At 52.9% G+C, this 20,762-nt stretch carries 14 protein-coding genes and 1 pseudogene; 10 read left to right on the forward strand and 5 right to left on the reverse strand.

Annotated elements, in window-relative coordinates; all coding sequences use genetic code 11:
• Nucleotides 1–126: 126 nt before the first annotated feature.
• The 4 genes from FDX19_RS11010 to queF form a co-directional block, all read right to left on the reverse strand.
• On the reverse strand, nucleotides 127–1,494 hold the full coding sequence (locus FDX19_RS11010) for an L-serine ammonia-lyase (RefSeq protein WP_137382729.1): 1,368 nt from the start codon (nucleotides 1,492–1,494) through the stop codon (nucleotides 127–129).
• Nucleotides 1,495–1,547: 53 nt separating this feature from the next.
• The gene (locus FDX19_RS11015) at nucleotides 1,548–2,837 is read right to left on the reverse strand and encodes an HAAAP family serine/threonine permease (RefSeq protein WP_005130942.1); all 1,290 of its coding nucleotides are present in this window, start codon (nucleotides 2,835–2,837) and stop codon (nucleotides 1,548–1,550) included.
• A gap of 560 nt (nucleotides 2,838–3,397) precedes the next feature.
• Nucleotides 3,398–4,762, reverse strand: coding sequence for a nucleotide 5'-monophosphate nucleosidase PpnN (ppnN, locus tag FDX19_RS11020; RefSeq protein WP_005130941.1), 1,365 nt, complete (start codon nucleotides 4,760–4,762; stop codon nucleotides 3,398–3,400).
• Between the two features lie 113 nt (nucleotides 4,763–4,875).
• Nucleotides 4,876–5,724 (reverse strand): NADPH-dependent 7-cyano-7-deazaguanine reductase QueF, encoded by an 849-nt coding sequence (queF, locus tag FDX19_RS11025; protein WP_137382730.1) that lies wholly within the window; start codon nucleotides 5,722–5,724, stop codon nucleotides 4,876–4,878.
• 68 nt (nucleotides 5,725–5,792) lie between these two features.
• On the opposite strand from queF, the gene syd reads away from it, so the two are divergent.
• From syd to FDX19_RS11065, 8 genes and pseudogenes are all read left to right on the forward strand, one after another.
• On the forward strand, nucleotides 5,793–6,338 hold the full coding sequence (gene syd, locus FDX19_RS11030; RefSeq protein ID WP_137382731.1) for a SecY-interacting protein: 546 nt from the start codon (nucleotides 5,793–5,795) through the stop codon (nucleotides 6,336–6,338).
• A gap of 632 nt (nucleotides 6,339–6,970) precedes the next feature.
• The gene (locus FDX19_RS11035) at nucleotides 6,971–7,300 is read left to right on the forward strand and encodes a YqcC family protein (RefSeq protein ID WP_137382732.1); all 330 of its coding nucleotides are present in this window, start codon (nucleotides 6,971–6,973) and stop codon (nucleotides 7,298–7,300) included.
• Entirely contained in the window at nucleotides 7,300–8,082 is a 783-nt protein-coding gene (gene truC / locus FDX19_RS11040) for a tRNA pseudouridine(65) synthase TruC (RefSeq protein ID WP_137382733.1), read from the forward strand. The genes FDX19_RS11035 and truC overlap by 1 nt, the downstream gene beginning before the upstream one ends.
• A 19-nt stretch (nucleotides 8,083–8,101) precedes the next feature.
• Nucleotides 8,102–8,551 carry a flavodoxin gene (locus tag FDX19_RS11045; protein WP_137382734.1) on the forward strand — a complete coding sequence of 150 codons (450 nt, stop codon included), beginning with the start codon at nucleotides 8,102–8,104 and terminating at the stop codon, nucleotides 8,549–8,551.
• Between the two features lie 342 nt (nucleotides 8,552–8,893).
• Nucleotides 8,894–10,246: a galactarate/glucarate/glycerate transporter GudP gene (gudP, locus tag FDX19_RS11050; protein WP_137382735.1), complete on the forward strand. Its 1,353-nt coding sequence runs from the start codon at nucleotides 8,894–8,896 to the stop codon at nucleotides 10,244–10,246.
• Between the two features lie 2 nt (nucleotides 10,247–10,248).
• The gene (locus tag FDX19_RS11055; RefSeq protein WP_137382736.1) at nucleotides 10,249–11,589 is read left to right on the forward strand and encodes an enolase C-terminal domain-like protein; all 1,341 of its coding nucleotides are present in this window, start codon (nucleotides 10,249–10,251) and stop codon (nucleotides 11,587–11,589) included.
• A 20-nt stretch (nucleotides 11,590–11,609) separates the two neighbouring features.
• Entirely contained in the window at nucleotides 11,610–12,950 is a 1,341-nt protein-coding gene (gene gudD / locus FDX19_RS11060; protein WP_137382737.1) for a glucarate dehydratase, read from the forward strand.
• Nucleotides 12,951–13,028: 78 nt separating this feature from the next.
• Nucleotides 13,029–14,171: pseudogene (locus tag FDX19_RS11065) on the forward strand (glycerate kinase).
• A gap of 127 nt (nucleotides 14,172–14,298) precedes the next feature.
• Here FDX19_RS11065 and barA read toward each other — a convergent pair.
• Nucleotides 14,299–17,055, reverse strand: a complete 2,757-nt coding sequence (gene barA, locus FDX19_RS11070) for a two-component sensor histidine kinase BarA (RefSeq protein WP_137382738.1) — start codon at nucleotides 17,053–17,055, stop codon at nucleotides 14,299–14,301.
• A 57-nt stretch (nucleotides 17,056–17,112) separates the two neighbouring features.
• On the opposite strand from barA, the gene rlmD reads away from it, so the two are divergent.
• Together rlmD and relA are read left to right on the forward strand one after the other, a co-directional pair.
• Nucleotides 17,113–18,411 (forward strand): 23S rRNA (uracil(1939)-C(5))-methyltransferase RlmD, encoded by a 1,299-nt coding sequence (gene rlmD, locus FDX19_RS11075; protein ID WP_137382739.1) that lies wholly within the window; start codon nucleotides 17,113–17,115, stop codon nucleotides 18,409–18,411.
• A 100-nt stretch (nucleotides 18,412–18,511) separates the two neighbouring features.
• A complete protein-coding gene (gene relA / locus FDX19_RS11080; protein WP_137382740.1) occupies nucleotides 18,512–20,746 on the forward strand; it encodes a GTP diphosphokinase in 2,235 nt (744 codons plus the stop codon).
• Nucleotides 20,747–20,762: the final 16 nt, after the last annotated feature.

Consider the following 20,762-nt stretch of genomic DNA (forward strand, 5'->3'; position numbering starts at 1 on the left):
CGAGTGGAGACGAGCATTGTGAAATAGTGCTATCCGTAGGCCTGATAAGCGCAGCGCCATCAGGCAATAAAAGCCGGATGCGGCGAGCGCCTTATCCGGCCTACAGATACGAAAATGTGCTGAGAATTAATCGCAGGTAACGATCTTCATCGCCAGACCGCCACGCGAGGTTTCGCGGTATTTGGCGTTCATATCTTTACCTGTCTCGTACATGGTCTCGATGACTTTATCGAGGCAGACACGAGGCTCGCTGGTACGGCGCAGTGCCATACGAGCAGCGTTCACCGCTTTCACCGAGGCGATGGCGTTACGCTCAATGCACGGAACCTGAACTTGTCCGGCAACCGGGTCGCAGGTCAGCCCCAGGTTGTGTTCCATACCGATTTCTGCGGCGATACATACCTGCGTCGGGCTACCGCCCAGCAGTTCTGCCAGACCCGCTGCCGCCATAGAACACGCCACGCCGACTTCACCCTGACAGCCGACTTCAGCACCCGAAATTGAGGCATTCATCTTGTACAGGGAACCGATGGCGCTCGCGACCAGCATATAGCGTGCCAGTGAGTTAGCGTTCACTTCGCGGATAAACTTGTCATAGTACGCCAGCACCGCAGGAACAATCCCGCATGCGCCGTTCGTCGGGGCGGTAACGACACGTCCACCGGCAGCGTTCTCTTCGTTTACGGCCAGCGCAAACATGTTGATCCAGTCTACAACTGCCATCGGGTCAGTTGTGGTTTTGTCACTGCTAACCAGCATACGACGCAGCGCTGCCGCACGACGCGGAACGCGCAGTTTGCCCGGCAATACACCTTCGGTGGTGATACCGCGTTCAATTCCACTACGCATCACTTCCCAGACGTTTGCAAAGTGCTGTTCCAGCTCTTCTTTGCTGTGCAGGGCTAGCTCGTTCTGCATCATCAGGCCGGAAAGTGACAGGCCGGTTTCCTGACAGTGTCGTTGCAAATCGGCTGCGGATTTATACGGATACGGCACGCTTACCGGATTGTTATTCGGCAAACCAAAGTGTTCTTCATCAACGATAAATCCACCGCCGATGGAATAGTACGTCTGGCTGTAAATGGCTTTTTCGCCTGCCAGCGCGGTAATACGCATCCCGTTTTCATGCAGTGACAGATTATCCGTATGGAAATTCATGCACTTATCAACCGGGAATTCGACCTCATGTTGACCGTCTGCCAGCAGCAAACGTCCATGGGTATTCACATCCTGGATAAAGGCCGGGATAGCATCAATGTCTACGGTATCCGGCAGATTACCCGCCAGGCCCATAATAATCGCGATGTCGGTATGGTGACCTTTCCCGGTCAGGGACAGAGAGCCATAGACATCAACCACTACGCGGGTTACGTCAGTGAGAATTCCGCGTGCAATCAGGTCATCCGTGAATTGTTTGCCTGCTTTCATCGGGCCAACAGTATGGGAGCTGGAAGGGCCAATGCCGATTTTGAAAATATCGAATACGCTAATCATGAGGCGTCCATTGTGTATCGAGGTGCGCCGCCCCGAAGAGCGGCGCAGGGGAATTAACTGAACAGAGAGTAGAAAATAGCGGAGATAGCGATCAGGCCCATAATCACAACGAACACGTTGCTGATATGGCCGCTGTATTTACGCATTGCCGGTACTTTCTGAATCGCATACATCGGCATCAGGAACAGAATCATCGCGATGATCGGGCCACCCAGGGTTTCAATCATACCGAGGATGCTTGGGTTCAGCGTCGCCACAATCCAGGTGGTTACCAGCATGAACAGTGCAGTGATTTTGTTCAGTTTATTGATTTCGATGGACTTGCCTTTGCCACGCAGAGACTTAATTACCATACCGTTGAAACCTTCACGCGCACCCAGATAGTGGCCGAGGAAGGACTTGGTGATAGCAATAATCGCGATGATCGGCGCCATCCAGGCAATAATCGGTGCGTTAAAGTGGTTTGCCAGGTAAGACAGGATAGAGATGTTCTGCTCTTTCGCTGCAGCCAGATCCGCCGGAGTCAGGCTGAATACGCAGCTGAAGACGAAGAACATAACGGTCAGTACCATCATGATGTGAGCGAATGCCAGAATCTTGGAGCATTTCTTCTCTGCTTCATCACCGTACTCTTCACGCTTCGCCACGGCGAAGGAGGAGATGATCGGGGAGTGGTTGAAGGAGAACACCATTACCGGAATTGCCAGCCACAGGGTCAGCAGCAGGCCGTTGCCGGTGGTTGCCGCAGAATCAAAGGACAGGGTTTCCAGAATCGCACCGCTCCACTGAGGGATCAGGTACAGTGCCAGCAGCATCAGTGCCGCAACAAACGGGAATACCAGGATGCTCATCGCCTTCACGATCATCTGCTCACCGAAGCGCACGATGGTCATCATGCCGACAATCAGAATCAGAGAGAGGATTGCACGCGGCGGCGGCGTAATCGCCAACTGGTGAGTCAGGAAGCTTTCAACGGTGTTGGTGATTGCAACGCTGTAAACCAGAAGAATAGGGTAGATAGCGAAGAAGTAGAGCAGAGTAATCAGTTTACCTGCGCCAACGCCAAAGTGCTCTTCGACAACTTCAGTGATGTCTTCACCCGGATTTTTACCGGACAACACGAAGCGGGTCAGACCACGGTGAGCAAAGAAGGTCATTGGGAAGGCAAGAATGGCCATGATGATCAGCGGGATCATACCGCCAACGCCTGCGTTAATTGGCAGGAATAATACACCCGCGCCAATCGCCGTGCCGTAAAGGCCCAGCATCCACATGGTGTCTGTCTTGCGCCATGCGCTGCGGGTCTGGCCCGTAACGATAGTGCTGGTTTGCGTGTTTTCCATCTGTTTCTCCTGGAGGAAGCTTAAAAAGTCGGGTTTGGGTTCAATCCAATGAAAAAATACCCAACTGTAAAACGAAATTCGTTTAGCGATTTTTATATAATTTTTCGCCGTAATAATTTTCGGGCGGAAAGATACATTTAAGTAATGAATGTATCAGTGATCGCGATCTCAAATGCAATAATCCACCTTTTATGTGGATAAATTTGGACCATTAATCTGTTAAAAAATAGTCAAAGCGAATTTACGGGCGTGAAGGCTAACATTAACGACATATGGCATGAAAGGCAGGGCGCGAAGATACGAGGGTTGCGCTATAAAAACTGTTGTTTTTAGTGGATTCTGATGACTAATTATAATTTGCGGTGATAAATCACGGTTTACTTTGGAAGGTAATCGTTTGCGTTTCGGGGAGTGTCAGACGAAAGATAATTGATATTTATGTTATTGCGTGAGCTATGTGACTGGTATCACTAAAAAAGCCGGTTGGCTGATGCGCCAAATCCGGCTTTGATATGGACAAAACTGTCACCGGGGTAGCATCAGCTACCCGGTGTTGAAGGTTATGCGCAGATCTCGTAACACGGGATATACGCAGTGCCCGGCAACTTCATACGATGTTGTGCAACAAAGCCCTGCAGGAGATCGTCCATGCGGCGCATCATCTCAGGGTCGCCGTGGATTTTGTACGGGCCAAACTCTTCAATGGCGCGAATGCCGACTTCTTTCACGTTCCCCGCGACAATACCGGAGAATGCGCGACGCAGGTCTGCAGCCAGCACTTCAACAGGCTGGTCTGGATACAGTTTCAGATTCGCCATGTTTTCGTGGGACGGTTCGAAGGGCATCTGCAAATCAGGTGCGATACGAATTGACCAGTTAAAGCTGTAGGCATCACCGGTGTCCCGGCGGTTCTCTTTCACCAGCGGCATCGCTTTTTTCATCAGACGAGCGACTTCCGCTGCATCGTCAATGATAATGCGATAGTGACGGCGCGCCTCTTCTCCCAGCGTGTGCACGATAAACTCGTCCAGTACGCGGAAGTAATCTGCGCTCTCTTTTGGTCCGGTCAGGATCAATGGCAGAACCTGATCTTTGTTCGCCGGATTCATCAGGATCCCCAGCAGGTACAGCAGCTCTTCTGCAGTCCCCACGCCGCCAGGGAAGATGATAATGCCGTGAGCGATACGGACGAACGCTTCCAGACGTTTTTCAATGTCCGGCATGATGATGAGTTCGTTCACCAGCGGGTTTGGTGGTTCCGCCGCGATAATTGACGGCTCGGTCATACCGATAAAGCGGCTGTCTTTGTAGCGCTGCTGAGCGTGGCCGACCGCGGCGCCTTTCATTGGTGCTTCCATCGCGCCCGGACCACACCCGGTGCAGATGTTCAGTTCACGCAAGCCTAACTGAGTGCCCACGCGACGCGCATACAAGTACTCGTTCTCGTTGATGGAGTGACCGCCCCAGCAGACGACCATGTTCGGCGCTTCACCGACGTGAAGTGCCCGGGCGTTACGCAGAATGGAGAAGACCAGGTTGGTGATGTGAACCGAGCTTTCGAGATCCAGATGCTGAAAACGACCCGCGTTATGGATCTGGCCATTGACGAAAAGAATGTCGCGCAGGACGGCAAACAGGTTGGCCTGCAGCGCGCGAATGATGCGCCCATCGACAAACGCGTCTTCAGGTGGGTTGATCAGTTCCAGCTTCACACCGCGTTCACGGCGCAGCACGTTAATGTCGAAACTTTCAAAACGAGACAGCAGCTCTTTGCTGTTGTCTGTCAAACTGCCGGAGTTCAGAACGGCAAGCGAACAGTTACGAAACAGTTGATACAGGTCGCTGCTGGCCGTGCGTTTAAGCATATCGACTTCCAGCTGCGACAACATGTCCATTGAGCCAAGCGGGCTAATATGTGTAATCAAGTAAACTCCTTACGGGACGAGAGATATCATCCTCTACTGATTACAATAGCCCTGGCTTATGACCTTTCACAACCTTGCGCGCGGAATCCGACACGCAAAATTGAGAAAAAAGATTACTGACGCACCAGTCTGCCTGTTGCGGGAGTGAAATCTGTGTTGGTGCGCCATGGGTTGATATCGAGGCCCCCGCGTCGCGTGTAGCGTGCGTATACGCTCAGCTTCTCCGGCTGACAGAAACGCAGCAGGTCATTGAAAATGCGTTCCACACACTGTTCGTGAAATTCATTGTGGTGGCGGAAGGAGACCAGATAGCGCAGCAACTTTTCCCTGTCGATTTTGCGACCACGATACTGAATTTGTATGGAACCCCAGTCAGGCTGGTGGGTGATCAGGCAATTGGATTTCAGCAGATGACTGACCAGCGTCTCTTCTACTACCTTGTCGCCGCTCACGGCGTTTTCCAGATAGTCGGTGCTGAACTGGTAGTTATCAATGACGATATCCTGATTGTCGATGCAGGTGCCATTGAAGTGGGCTATCGGCTGCCCTTCCTGCTCGTCAAGACGATAGAGCGCCACGCTGACATCACCCTGCGCGCAGGCGCGCAGATCGTGTTCCAGCGTCTGACGGACGTGTTCCCATGAGTCAAAACGCGTCTGATTAAAACTGTTCAGATACAGCTTAAAACTTTTTGATTCAATCAGATTAACGCTGGTGTAATCCAGCTCCACATGGCCGACCGCAACCTGCGGTAAACCGTTGGCATTCAGCCATGACAGTTCATACAGCGTCCAGATATCCGCGCCGTGAAAAGGCAGATTATCGGCCTTGAGATCCAGCGGGTCGCGGTTCAGGCTGCGCGGAACACCCTGCAGCAGGCTGGCGTCGTAAATATCCCGGTAATCCGTTGATTTTCCGAGAGTCAGGCCGTCAAGCGCCCGATGATTTTCATAAGAAGACATGTTTCACCGTCATAAACCAGATACACTATGCGACAAGTGTATCCTGGCTTTTGTGAAGAGAGAAATCAGTGGACGAATTGACCGCACAGGCGTTGACAGCCTTTACGACGCGTTATTGCGATGCATGGCATGAAAAAAACAACAGCTGGCCGCTGAGTGAAGAGCTGTATGGCGTACCGTCTCCGTGCATCATCTCCTCCACGAACGATGCGGTGTACTGGCAACCGCAGCCTTTTGTGGGCGAGCCGAATGTAAACGCGGTTGAACGCGCCTTTGATATTGTGGTACAACCCGCTGTTCATGCGTTTTATACCACCCAGTTTGCCGGGGACATGCACGCACAATTTGCGGATGAGAAACTGACTCTTCTGCAAACCTGGTCTGAAGATGACTTCAGACGCGTACAGGAAAACCTGATCGGCCACCTGGTTACGCAAAAACGCCTTAAGCTCTCTCCTACGCTTTTTATTGCCACACTGGACAATGAACTTGATGTTATTTCAGTGTGCAACTTGTCTGGGGAAGTCTGTAAGGAAACGCTGGGAACCCGTAAACGCACGGTTCTGGCGGCCTCACTTGCGGAATTTCTTACTCAACTTAAGCCTGTTCTGTAATCCAGTTTGCCCTAGGGCGTGTGAGAGATCTCTTACAAACCCTGTAGGAGATTGCCAGGTGATCAGTAAAGACTTCATTGGCTGATATAATATTAACTATTTATAATTCAATTAGTTAATGTTTTATTGTCAACTTTCATACGAAAATAATCATTAGGGTATGTCTGTAAGTGTCTTGTAAGACAACGCGAAACAGGCGATTCTATCTCCGTCGACAAGGAGTCGCACAACGAAGAGAACATCAGGATGATGGCTCTTCCGTAGGACACACCAGGACGGTGTTACAAGGACAGGCTTCAGGATGAAGCAAAGAGGAAAGCGCTGGATGCGTTAAAGGACACCTCCAGGATGGAGAATGAGAGCCGGTCAGGATGTTCGGCGGGTCAGGATGGCCAGGACACTTCAGGATGAAGTTTCACATCGGGGGCGGTGTGAGCAGGATGCAAATGTTCAGGATGAACGAGGTCGCAAGACCACAGGAAAAGTTGTCACGGATGAGCAGGGAGCAACAAAAGTAGCTGGAATGCTGCGAAACGAACCGGGAGCACTGTTTTTACAGTGCTCCCTTTTTTTATTTCCTTTCTACTAGTGCTATTCTTCGCGCCAGATTTTTCATCATTGAGGTTAATTTCATGACGACTCATGACCGTGTGCGCGAGCAGTTGCATGCGCTTGAAGCACTGCTGCGTGAACATCATCACTGGCGGATGGATGAGCCAGAAGCGCATCTGTTTTCCAGCACGCAGCCTTTTTGTATGGATACCATGGAGCCAGTTGAATGGCTGCAGTGGGTGTTGATTCCCCGCATGCATGCGCTGCTTGATAATGCGCAGCCGCTTCCTCAGGCTTTTGCCGTCGCACCGTATTATGAAATGGCGCTGGCAGCCGATCACCCGCAACGCGACATTCTCCTGGCGGCATTGCAGGACCTGGATGCGCTGTTTACCCGTGATGACGCCTGATGCTGGAAATTCTCTATCAAGACCAATGGCTGGTTGCAGTCAACAAACCTTCGGGCTGGCTGGTTCATCGTAGCTGGCTCGACCGCGATGAGAAAGTGGTGGTAATGCAAACAGTGCGTGACCAGATTGGTCAGCACGTTTTTACCGCCCACCGACTCGACAGACCGACATCCGGTGTGCTGTTGATGGGGCTGTCCAGCGAGGCCGGACGACGGCTGGCACAGCAGTTTGAGCAGCATCAAATCCAAAAACGCTACCATGCGATTGTGCGCGGCTGGCTGATGGATGATGCCGTGCTGGATTATCCGTTGGTGGAAGAGCTGGACAAGATTGCCGATAAATTTGCCCGTGACGACAAAGGCCCACAGCCTGCGGTAACCCACTATCGCGGTCTGGCGACGGTAGAAATGCCCGTGGCAACCAGTCGCTATCCAACCACCCGTTACGGGCTGGTGGAGCTGGAGCCTAAAACCGGTCGTAAACATCAGCTCAGACGTCACCTGGCGCATTTGCGTCATCCGATTATTGGCGATAGTAAGCACGGTGATTTGCGACAAAACCGTAGCGCCGCGGAACATTTTGGCTGCCAGCGCTTAATGCTGCATGCCAGCCAGCTTGAACTTACGCACCCCTTCACCGGTGAACCACTGATTATTCGTGCCGGGTTAGATAACGTCTGGATGCAGGCGCTATCACAGTTTGGCTGGCGCGGGCTTCTCCCTGAGAATGAAAGGGTTGAGTTCAGCGGGCCATCAGGTCAGGATGAGCAGACAGATTCTTAAGTCCCTGGAGATAAAGGTAATGGCGGAAATTGGTATTTTTGTCGGCACAATGTATGGAAACGCGCTGCTGGTTGCCGAAGAGGCCGAAGCTATCCTCGCGAATCAAGGGCATAAAGCCACGGTTTATGAAGATCCGGAACTGGCGGACTGGGAAAAATACAAAGACAAGTACATCCTGGTCGTAACCTCGACGACGGGACAAGGCGATCTGCCGGACAGCATCGTGCCGCTGTTTCAGGGAATTAAAGACCAGCTGGGTTATCAGCCCGACGTTCACTACGGCATTATTGCGCTCGGGGATAGTTCATATGCCAATTTCTGCGGCGGCGGTAAGCAGTTTGATGCGCTGTTGCAGGAACAGAGCGCCCAGCGTGTCGGTGAGATGCTGCTGATTGATGCCGGTGAACATCCGGAACCGGAAAGCGAATCCAATTCCTGGGTGGAAAACTGGGGAACTTTGCTTAAATAACCTCTCGCCCGCACGGGCGTGCAACCCTCATTTGAACCGTAGGCCGGGTCAGGCGAAGCCGCCACCCGGCAATAAAACCCCAATTACGTGAACTAACTTCCACTGCTTTGGGCTTATGCCCCAAACAACTTCTCACTGCCTCTCTAATGTTGTGTTCCTGCACGGTGAGGGAAAGAGGCACTCCTTCATATACTTTTCCCGTCAGTTCCCGGAAAGGCAGCGAGTCAGAATAAAACGGCCCCGAGCTGTACCAAAACTGCCCCACACTAACCTCTCATTCTGATCACCCTACAGGTGCTGTACAGAATGAACTGGCGAAAGCCAAGACTCAGGAGTGCAACAATGAGTTCATTAAGTCAGGCGGCGAGCAGCGCGGAAAAACGCACTAACGCTCGCTACTGGATAGTGGTGATGTTGTTTATCGTCACATCCTTCAACTACGGCGACCGCGCCACGTTATCCATTGCCGGTTCAGAAATGGCCAAAGACATTGGTCTGGATGCGGTCGGGATGGGCTATGTATTTTCCGCTTTTTCATGGGCCTATGTTATCGGCCAGATCCCCGGCGGCTGGCTGCTTGACCGCTTTGGTTCAAAACGCGTTTATTTCTGGTCCATCTTTATTTGGTCCATGTTTACCTTGCTGCAAGGCTTCGTTGATATCTTTAGCGGCTTCGGCATTATCGTTGCGCTGTTTACCCTGCGCTTCCTCGTGGGGCTAGCTGAAGCACCCTCCTTCCCCGGCAACAGTCGCATTGTGGCGGCGTGGTTCCCTGCGCAGGAAAGGGGAACGGCGGTCGCTATCTTTAACTCTGCGCAATACTTTGCCACCGTTATCTTCGCGCCAATCATGGGCTGGCTGACCCACGAAGTGGGCTGGTCTCACGTGTTCTTCTTTATGGGTGGACTCGGGATCATCATCAGCTTTGTCTGGCTGAAAGTGATTCACGAACCGAACCAGCATCCGGGTGTAAACCAAAAAGAGCTGGAGTACATTGCCGAAGGCGGGGCGCTGATCAACATGGATCAGGCGGCCGCCAAAGCCAAAGTACCGTTCAGCGTGAAGTGGGGGCAGATCAAGCAACTGCTGGGTTCACGGATGATGATCGGTATTTACATCGGCCAATACTGCATAAACGCGTTGACCTACTTCTTTATCACCTGGTTCCCGGTTTATCTGGTACAGGCGCGCGGCATGTCGATTTTGAAAGCCGGTTTTGTTGCCTCGGTCCCGGCCATATGCGGATTCGCAGGCGGCGTGCTCGGCGGCATTATTTCCGACTGGCTGATGCGCCGTACCGGCTCGCTAAATATCGCCCGTAAAACGCCAATCGTGCTGGGTATGCTGTTGTCGATGGTGATGGTGTTCTGTAACTACGTCAACGTGGAGTGGATGATCATCGGCTTTATGGCGCTGGCCTTCTTCGGTAAAGGTATTGGTGCGCTGGGCTGGGCGGTAATGGCAGACACGGCCCCCAAAGAAATTAGCGGCCTGAGCGGCGGTCTGTTCAATATGTTTGGCAACATCTCCGGGATTGTCACGCCAATTGCTATCGGCTACATCGTAGGGACCACCGGCTCATTTAACGGCGCGTTGATTTACGTCGGGGTGCATGCGCTGATTGCCGTAGTGAGCTATCTGGTGCTGGTGGGTGATATTAAACGTATCGAACTGAAACCTGTCGCAGGACAATGATGATGACAACACAATCGAGTCCCGTTATTACCGATATGAAGGTCATCCCGGTGGCCGGTCATGACAGCATGCTGCTCAATATTGGTGGCGCGCATAACGCCTGGTTTACCCGCAATATCGTGGTCCTTACCGATAACGCCGGACACACCGGTGTGGGTGAAGCGCCGGGCGGTGAAGTGATCTACCAAACGCTGGTGGACGCTATTCCGCAGGTGTTAGGCCAGGAAGTGGCCCGCCTGAATAAGGTGGTTCAGCAGGAGCATAAAGGCAATCAGGCTGCCGACTTTGATACCTTCGGCAACGGCGCCTGGACATTTGAGCTGCGCGTCAATGCAGTGGCGGCGCTGGAAGCCGCGCTGCTGGATCTGCTGGGCAAAGCGCTGAATGTACCGGTCTGCGAGCTGTTAGGTCCGGGTAAGCAGCGTGATGCAGTGACTGTGCTCGGTTATCTGTTCTATGTCGGCGATCGCACCAAAACCGATCTGCCGTATCTGGAAAGTACGCCGGGTAAACATGAGTGGTATCACTTACGTCACCAGCAAGCAATGACCAGCGACGCGGTGGTGCGTCTGGCGCAGGCGTCACAGGATCGTTATGGCTTTAAAGATTTCAAACTGAAGGGCGGTGTGCTGCCGGGTGAGCAAGAAATTGAAACCGCCCGTGCGCTGAAAGCAGGCTTCCCGGATGCACGCATTACGGTGGACCCTAACGGTGCCTGGCTGCTGGATGAAGCGATCGCCTTGTGCAAAGGGCTAAATGATGTTCTGACCTACGCCGAAGATCCGTGCGGCGCTGAACAGGGATTTTCCGGGCGTGAAGTGATGGCGGAATTCCGCCGCGCGACCGGTTTGCCGGTGGCGACCAACATGATTGCTACTAACTGGCGCGAAATGGGCCACGCGGTAATGCTGAATGCAGTCGATATTCCGCTGGCCGATCCGCACTTCTGGACGCTTTCTGGTGCCGTGCGCGTGGCACAGTTGTGCGATGACTGGGGCCTGACCTGGGGATGCCATTCCAATAACCACTTTGATATTTCTCTGGCAATGTTTACTCATGTCGGTGCGGCAGCGCCGGGTAATCCGACAGCCATCGACACGCACTGGATTTGGCAGGAGGGCGATTGCCGTCTGACGAAGAATCCGCTGGAAATAAAGAACGGAAAAATTGCGGTTCCAGATGCACCCGGTCTGGGTGTGGAACTGGACTGGGATCAGGTGCAGAAAGCGCATGAAGCCTATAAAGCATTGCCCGGCGGTGCGCGTAATGACGCAGCACCGATGCAGTATCTGATCCCCGGATGGACTTTTGACCGTAAACGTCCCGTTTTCGGCCGTCACTGATTTTGAATAAGGACACGATAATGAGCGCACAATTTTCTACCCCAGTAGTGACCGCTATGCAGGTGATCCCGGTTGCGGGCCACGACAGCATGTTGATGAACCTGAGCGGCGCACATGCCCCGTTCTTCACGCGTAATATTGTGATTATCAAAGATAATTCTGGTCATACCGGAGTGGGCGAAATTCCCGGCGGCGAGAAAATTCGTCAGACTCTGGAAGATGCGATTCCGCTGGTGGTGGGCAAAACGTTAGGTGAATACAAAAACGTACTGAATACGGTCCGCAATACCTTTGCCGATCGGGATGCTGGTGGACGTGGTTTGCAGACCTTTGATTTACGTACCACTATTCATGTGGTTACCGGGATCGAAGCGGCAATGTTGGATCTGTTAGGCCAGCACCTGGGGGTGAATGTCGCGTCTCTGTTGGGTGATGGTCAGCAGCGTAGCGAAGTGGAAATGTTGGGGTATCTGTTCTTCGTCGGCAACCGCAACGCGACACCGCTGCCGTATCAGAGCCAACCGGATGAGAAATGCGACTGGTATCGCCTGCGTCATGAAGAGGCGATGACCCCGGATGCGGTGGTGCGCCTGGCGGAAGCGGCGTATGAGAAATATGGTTTCAACGACTTTAAACTGAAAGGTGGCGTGCTGGCAGGGGAAGAGGAAGCGGAATCTATCGTCGCGTTGGCGAAGCGTTTCCCGCATGCCCGCGTAACGCTCGATCCCAACGGCGCCTGGTCGTTGAATGAAGCGATCAAGATCGGTAAGTATCTGAAAGGATCGCTGGCTTATGCTGAAGATCCGTGTGGCGCGGAGCAGGGTTTCTCTGGGCGTGAAGTGATGGCGGAATTCCGTCGCGCTACGGGCCTGCCGACGGCGACCAATATGATCGCTACCGACTGGCGTCAGATGGGTCACACGCTGTCGTTGCAGTCGGTGGATATTCCGCTGGCTGACCCGCATTTCTGGACTATGCAGGGCTCTGTTCGCGTGGCGCAGATGTGTCATGAGTTTGGCCTCACCTGGGGTTCACACTCTAACAACCACTTTGATATTTCGCTGGCGATGTTTACTCATGTGGCGGCGGCAGCGCCAGGTAAAATTACGGCCATTGATACCCACTGGATCTGGCAGGAAGGTAACCAACGCCTGACCAAAGAGCCGTTCGACATTAAAGGCGGCATGGTACAGGTACCAGCGAAGCCGGGTCTGGGTGTAGAACTGGATATGGACCAGGTGATGAAAGCGCACGAGCTGTACCAGCAACATGGCCTGGGCGCGCGTGATGACGCGATGGGAATGCAGTACCTGATCCCGAACTGGACCTTTGATAATAAACGCCCATGCATGGTGCGCTAAGCGTTATGCCGGTTCTGACAGGAACCGGCACATCTCCAGGTGTATGATTAACAGAATCAACATGCGTAAGGACGGCTTATGAAAATAGTAATTGCACCGGATTCTTATAAAGAGAGTTTGAGTGCGCTTGAGGTGGCAACTGCCATTGAGCAGGGTTTTCGTGAGATCTGGCCTGATGCGGATTACGTAAAGATACCGGTCGCTGATGGTGGTGAAGGAACGGTCGAGGCGATGGTTGCCGCTACGGCGGGCCACCTTGTGCATGTTGATGTAACGGGTCCCCTGGGAAGTAAGGTTCGGGCATTTTATGGGTTATCGGGAGATGAGCGTTCAGCGTTTATCGAGATGGCGGCCGCCAGTGGGTTAGAGCGGGTTCCGGCAGGGTTACGCGACCCGCTGAAAACCACCTCATGGGGGACCGGAGAGTTGATTCGCCATGCGCTGGATGCGGGTGTAGAACACATCATCATCGGGATTGGCGGTAGCGCGACTAATGATGGTGGTGCCGGTATGGTGCAGGCTCTGGGCGCCAAATTGCTGGATGCGCAGAATAACCAGATTGCACAAGGCGGGATCGGTCTGGAATCGCTCACCAGGATAGATATTTCAGCGTTAGATAAGCGCCTTGCTACCTGTCGTATTGAAGTGGCCTGCGATGTCACGAATCCGCTGACCGGTAAAGAGGGCGCTTCTGCAGTATTTGGTCCGCAAAAAGGGGCAACGCCAGAGATGATTACCCGTCTGGATAATGCGCTCACGCACTATGCGCAACTGATTGCCCGCGATCTGGATGTTAACGTGTTGGAACTGGCGGGCGGTGGCGCGGCTGGCGGCATGGGGGCGGCGCTGTATGCGTTTTGCGGCGCGCAGCTACGCCGTGGTATCGAGATCGTGACGGACGCGTTACACCTTGATGACTGCGTTGCGGATGCAGATTTAGTTGTGACCGGGGAAGGGCGTATTGACAGTCAGACGATCCATGGCAAAGTTCCGGTTGGCGTAGCGAACGTTGCAAAGTGATATAACAAGCCCGTCATTGGTATTGCAGGCAGCCTGACGCCAGATGTTGGCGTGGTGCATGAGCATGGAATTGATGCCGTGTTTAGCGTGATTTATACCATTTGCACGCTGGATGAGGCGCTGGATAATGCGAGTGAAAATGTGCGGATGACGGCACGAAACGTGGCCGCAACGCTTAAAGCGGGGCAGCAGTTACGCTGAGGTATTGGCCGGATAAGGCGTTTACGCCGCCTCCGGCGATGTGCCCGATGCGCGACGCTTATCGGATCTGCGGTAAACAGCGAAACCTGTAGGCCGGATAAGGCGTTAACGCTGCATCCGGCGAATATCACCCCAATATCCGTTTCGCTTCCCGCGCGACGTTGTCCATCTCATCAAGAAGCTCTAAAAACTCTGGTTCCAGCTCTTCTTCTTTGGTCCCGCTACGTAACTGCTGCTCAATGAGCTGGCACAGGTTTTTCATGCGAGGAACCCCGCTGTAACCGCAGCTGCCGTGTAGTTTATGAATCAAGTCCACCAACCCTTCAGGGTTTTCGCCCACCAGTTGCTCTTCAATTCTGTTACGGACTTCAGGCAAGAAATCGATCAGCATTTGCAGCATATCCCGCGCCAGATCGTTTTTACCGGCAGCCTGTCTCAACGCCAGTTGCCAGTCGAGGGTCGTATTCAGGTTGATGACGGGTTCAAGGGGTTCCGTCACGATAGTCCGGGCTGATGTGCCGGCACCGGGCTTATAGCGCAACAGCAAACTGTGCAATTTATCTTCTTCAATCGGCTTAGCGAGGTAGTCGTTCATTCCGGCGCTGAGTAACTTCTCTTTTTGTCCTGCCATGGCATGTGCCGTTACCGCAATAACCGGTGTCTGCTGCTGGTGTGGAAGCTGATGGATCAGTTCACAGGCGCGAATACCGTCCATGTCTGGCATCTGAATATCCATCAGGATCAGATCAAACTGCATTTGTTTGGCTCTGTCCACCGCCTGCTGCCCGCTGTCGCACAGCTCGACGTGCTGCACCTTATCTTCAAGCAATGCGCCGATAAGCTTCAGGTTCGCCGGGTTGTCGTCCACCGCCATCACGGTCATCGCAATCTTGCTTTCATCTAACAACTGGAGTTCTGCCCCCTGGTTCAGGTGGCAATACTCGGTTAACGCAGGCAGCAATCGGGTTGAGGTGAGCGGTTTTAACAGACATGCTGCCGCGCCGCCTTGCTTTAATTTTTCAGCGTTAATCTGCGCATGGCAAGGCAGCGCCAGCAACAGGAAATCGGTCATCGCGGCTGCGCTTGCCAGCCGTTCATGCTGCATGGTGAGCGGCTCGCGTAAAGTGACGGGTACACCAAGTAGCAGGATATCGTAGTGTTCTGCCGGTAATGCAGAGAATGAAGGACTGTAAATCACCTCCAGCGGTGTTTCACTCAAGATATCTAGCGTGCATTGCGCGGCGGTAGCATTTGGTTCAACGTAAGCCAGTCGTTTACCGGCCAGACAGCGGGTGGTTGAACGATCGCTGAGAACATTAGGATTGAGATCAAGACTGATATGGAACCAGAAGGTGGAACCGCGATTTGGTTGGCTATGGAACGAGATATCCCCGCCCATTTCATTGACCAGTTTTTGTGTGATCACAAGGCCAAGTCCGGTACCACCGTGACGGCGCGAAATGCTGGCATCAGCCTGACGGAAAGCCTGGAACAGACGTGACTGATCGCGTTCCGGGATGCCAATGCCGGTATCGCGGATTTGAACTTCAATCTGGACTTTTGTGTTACTGAGCGCGCGTTTTTCAACCAAAATGTCGATATTGCCGCTCTCGGTAAATTTGATGGCATTGCCGACCAGGTTGGTAATGACCTGTTGCAGGCGCAGCGGGTCGCCAATCACATTGTCCGGAACGTCATTTTTAATATTCAGTGTTAGCTCAAGCCCTTTATCATGGGAGGAGTGCGCTAACAGCGTTACGACGTCATCCAGTGTGCTGCGCAGCGGGAACGGTATGCTTTCCAGAATCAGTTTACCCGCTTCCAGTTTAGAGAAGTCGAGCACATCATTGATGATAGCGAGCAGGTTGTTGGCAGAGCGTTCAATCGTATTCAGGTGATCGCGCTGAGTGGTATTTAGCTCGGTTTTCAGTGTCAGGCGTGTAAAGCCAATGACACCGTTTAGCGGTGTACGTAGCTCGTGAGACATGTTCGCCAGGAACTCTGATTTAATACGTGCAGCTTCCTGAGCGCGTTTCTTTGCCAGATCCAGCTCAACGTTTTGGATCTCCATCTGCTCCAGCGTTTCGCGCAGATCTGAAGTCGCCTGATCGATATTGTGCTGCATCTCTTCATGGTAGGCGGCGAGAGACATCGCCATCGAGTTGATGCCATTTTTCAGCATATCCAGTTCGCCCAACATGAAACCTTCCACGCGGCTATCGAGCTGACCTCTACGTATTCGGTCAACGGTATTCACCATGTTGCGAATTGGGCCGGTCACGTCACGCATCAGACGCCAGCCGAAAATTAACGCAATACCAATACAAAACAGCATCATAACGCTGGAGATAAAGATCTCTTTGTACTGCTGTAAACGCACGGACTTGAGGTCCAGCTCAAGCGCCACATACCCCAACATATTTTTGGTGTTCTTCGCATCGCTTACGGCAGACTCATCCGGTGAATAGCTTTCCGATATAATAGGGGTGCGCAGGATCATGATATCCCCGTGCCGGGTGACGCTCAGCTTTCGCGGAAATGGCGATCCGGTAGCCAATTGCATCTCTGACGGATCAAGATGAAAGTTGGAGGTGACGAATAGTCGGTTATTTTCGTCATAGACGGAAATTGCCCGCACAATATCGGAATGGCGACGATGCAACACGCTGATAAGCTGGCCGATGGATTCCCGGTTTTGCAAGTTCATGCCGTATTCGCTGGATACCGCGAGTGGCTCGATGATGCTGGCACCAGCATCTTCCAGTTGACGCTGCAAGTCGTTATAGCGATGCACAACAAAAAAGATACTGAGCAGCAAACCTATCAGGACGGTCGGGGCCAGGATCAGAATCATCATGCGTGCGCGCAGGCTGTAGTTGGTCATGGAGTTCCGTTATGGGACAATTAGGGTCACACTGTTAAATAGAGAAAATTCTCGTCGATGGCGCAATTCTACTCTGCAAAACGACGCGTGACGACGCGTCAGATCATAACCGTTACCGTCAATGACCTTGATTCTTTTGGTCAGGGCGTTGCTCGTCATAACGGGAAAGCCCTGTTTATACCGGAATTGCTGCCTCAGGAAAGCGCAGAAGTGGTGATTACTGAAGATAAAAAACAGTTTGCCCGTGCGCAAGTCAAACGTCGTTTAAACGACAGTTCGGAACGTGAAGTGCCACGTTGTCCACATTTTGGGGTCTGTGGTGGCTGTCAACAGCAGCACGCCAGCATCTCGTTGCAGCAGCGTAGCAAAAGTGCGGCGTTATCGCGTTTAATGAAATGTGAGGTGACGGAAGTTATCGCCGATACCCCGTGGGGTTATCGACGCCGCGCGCGTTTAAGTCTGAACTATCGCGCGAAAGAGCAGCAATTGCAGATGGGATTTCGCAAGTCCGGCTCCAGCGACATTATCGATGTGCAGCAATGCCCTATTTTAGTGCCCCAACTTGAGGCTCTGCTGCCTGAAATTCGGGCATGCCTGCAGAGTCTGCAGGGGCTGCGTCACTTGGGGCATGTCGAATTGGTGCAGGCTGGAAGTGGAACCCTGATGATTTTGCGCCACACTGCGCTACTGAATACCGCGGATAAAGAAAAACTGGAACGCTTTTCGCATTCTCAGGGACTGTCTTTGTTTCTGGCTCCGCAAAGCGAGATACTGGAATCAAATTCAGAAGAATCGCCCTGGTATGATTCAAATGGACTACGTTTAACCTTCAGCCCGCGTGATTTTATCCAGGTCAATGAAGGGGTAAACCAGAAAATGGTTTCCTGTGCGCTGGAATGGCTGGATGTGCAGCCAGAGGACCGAGTGCTCGATTTGTTCTGTGGTATGGGGAACTTTACGTTGCCGTTGGCCGTACGAGCAGCGAGCGTTGTGGGTGTTGAAGGTGTCCCTGCGCTGGTGGAAAAAGGCCGGGAAAATGCGCGGAATAACGGACTACACAATGTGACATTCTTTCATGAAAACCTTGAAGAAGATGTCACCAAACAACCATGGGCAAAAAACGGATTTGACAAAGTATTGCTCGATCCTGCGCGTGCGGGGGCTGCCGGTGTGATGCAACATATTATAAAATTAAACCCTGGCCGCGTTGTTTATGTATCCTGTAATCCTGCTACGCTGGCTCGTGACAGCGAAGCGTTACTCAATGCAGGATATACCGTTCGGCGACTGGCGATGCTCGATATGTTCCCGCACACTGGACATCTGGAATCGATGGTCCTGTTTGAGCGTTTGTAATGAATTTTGTACCCATTGGATTTCGGGTTGTCACGCAGCGTGAAAGACAATGGGTACGGCTTGTCGACTTCGACAGGCCTGGCCCCTTAAGGAGAGGACGATGGTTGCGGTAAGAAGTGCACATATAAATAAAGCTGGTGAGTTTGATCCCAAGAAATGGATCGCGAGTCTGGGGATCTCCAGCCAGCAGTCGTGTGAACGCTTAGCCGAAACCTGGGCGTATTGCCTGCAGCAGACACAGGGGCATCCGGATGCGGATCTGCTGCTGTGGCGTGGCGTCGAAATGGTGGAAATACTCTCCATGTTGAGTATGGATATCGACACGCTGCGCGCGGCGATGCTGTTCCCTCTGGCGGATGCCAATGTGGTGAGTGAAGACATCCTGCGCGAGAGCGTAGGCACGTCAATCGTTAACCTTATCCATGGTGTGCGTGATATGGCGGCAATACGCCAGCTAAAAGCCACGCATACCGACTCCGTCTCTTCCGAGCAGGTTGATAACGTTCGTCGTATGCTGCTGGCAATGGTCGACGACTTCCGCTGTGTGGTCATCAAGCTGGCGGAACGTATTGCCCATCTGCGAGAAGTGAAAGACGCGCCGGAAGATGAACGCGTGCTGGCGGCAAAAGAGTGCACCAATATCTATGCCCCGCTGGCTAACCGATTAGGTATCGGGCAATTAAAATGGGAGCTGGAAGATTACTGCTTCCGCTACCTGCACCCAGCCGAATACAAACGCATTGCTAAACTGCTGCATGAACGTCGTATCGACAGAGAACACTATATCGACGAGTTTGTTGGGCATCTGCGTTCAGAGATGAAAACCGAAGGTGTAAAAGCCGAGGTGTACGGGCGTCCGAAGCATATTTACAGTATCTGGCGCAAAATGCAGAAGAAGCAGTTGGCTTTTGACGAACTGTTCGATGTGCGCGCGGTGCGTATCGTGGCTGAGCGTTTACAGGATTGCTATGCCGCACTGGGGATCGTGCACACTCACTATCGCCATCTGCCTGATGAGTTCGATGACTACGTTGCCAATCCAAAGCCTAACGGTTACCAGTCAATCCATACGGTTGTGCTGGGGCCTGGTGGTAAAACCATTGAAATCCAGATCCGTACCAAACAGATGCACGAAGATGCCGAGCTGGGCGTTGCTGCACACTGGAAGTACAAAGAAGGTACCGCTTCAGGCGCGGCGCGTTCTGGTCATGAAGACCGCATTGCGTGGCTGCGTAAACTGATAGCCTGGCAGGAAGAGATGGCGGATTCCGGTGAAATGCTGGATGAAGTGCGGAGCCAGGTCTTTGACGACAGAGTTTACGTCTTTACGCCAAAAGGCGATGTCGTGGACTTACCGGCGGGCTCAACGCCGCTCGATTTTGCTTATCACATCCACAGTGATGTGGGGCATCGTTGCATTGGCGCGAAAATTGGCGGTCGCATCGTACCGTTTACTTATCAGCTGCAGATGGGCGATCAAATTGAAATTATCACCCAGAAACAGCCAAACCCAAGCCGCGACTGGTTGAACCCTAACCTCGGCTACGTGACGACCAGCCGGGGGCGCTCGAAGATCCACGCCTGGTTCCGTAAACAGGACCGGGACAAGAATATTCTGGCTGGTCGTCAGATCCTCGATGATGAACTGGCACACCTGGGTATTAGCCTGAAAGAGGCTGAAAAACACCTGCTTCCGCGTTACAGCTTTAATGAGCTGGAAGAGCTGCTGGCGGCGATTGGCGGCGGTGACATCCGCCTCAACCAGATGGTCAACTTCCTGCAAGCGCAGTTTAATAAACCTAGCGCGGCTGAACAGGATGCCGCCGCGCTGAAACAGCTTCAGCAGAAAACGCAGGCCCCGCAGACTCGCCGAAAAGACGATGGCCGAGTGGTGGTCGAAGGGGTTGGAAACCTGATGCACCATATCGCGCGCTGCTGCCAGCCTATCCCTGGCGATGAGATTGTCGGGTTTATCACCCAGGGACGCGGTATTTCCGTGCACCGGGCTGATTGTGAACAACTGACAGAGCTGCGCTCACATGCCCCAGAACGTATCGTTGATGCGGTTTGGGGGGAAAGCTACTCGGCAGGGTACTCGCTGGTCGTTCGTGTGCAGGCGAACGATCGGAGCGGCTTGTTACGTGATATCACGACGATTCTTGCTAACGAAAAAGTAAACGTGCTGGGGGTTGCCAGCCGGAGTGATACCAAACAGCAGTTGGCCACCATTGATATGACCATCGAAATCTACAACCTGCAGGTGCTCGGACGCGTGCTCGGCAAACTGAACCAGGTGCCGGATGTGATCGACGCACGTCGCTTGCACGGTAATTAATAAGAACGTAGGCCGG

The organism is Citrobacter sp. wls619, from assembly GCF_005281345.1.
In the GTDB taxonomy this organism is placed as follows: Bacteria; Pseudomonadota; Gammaproteobacteria; order Enterobacterales; family Enterobacteriaceae; genus Citrobacter.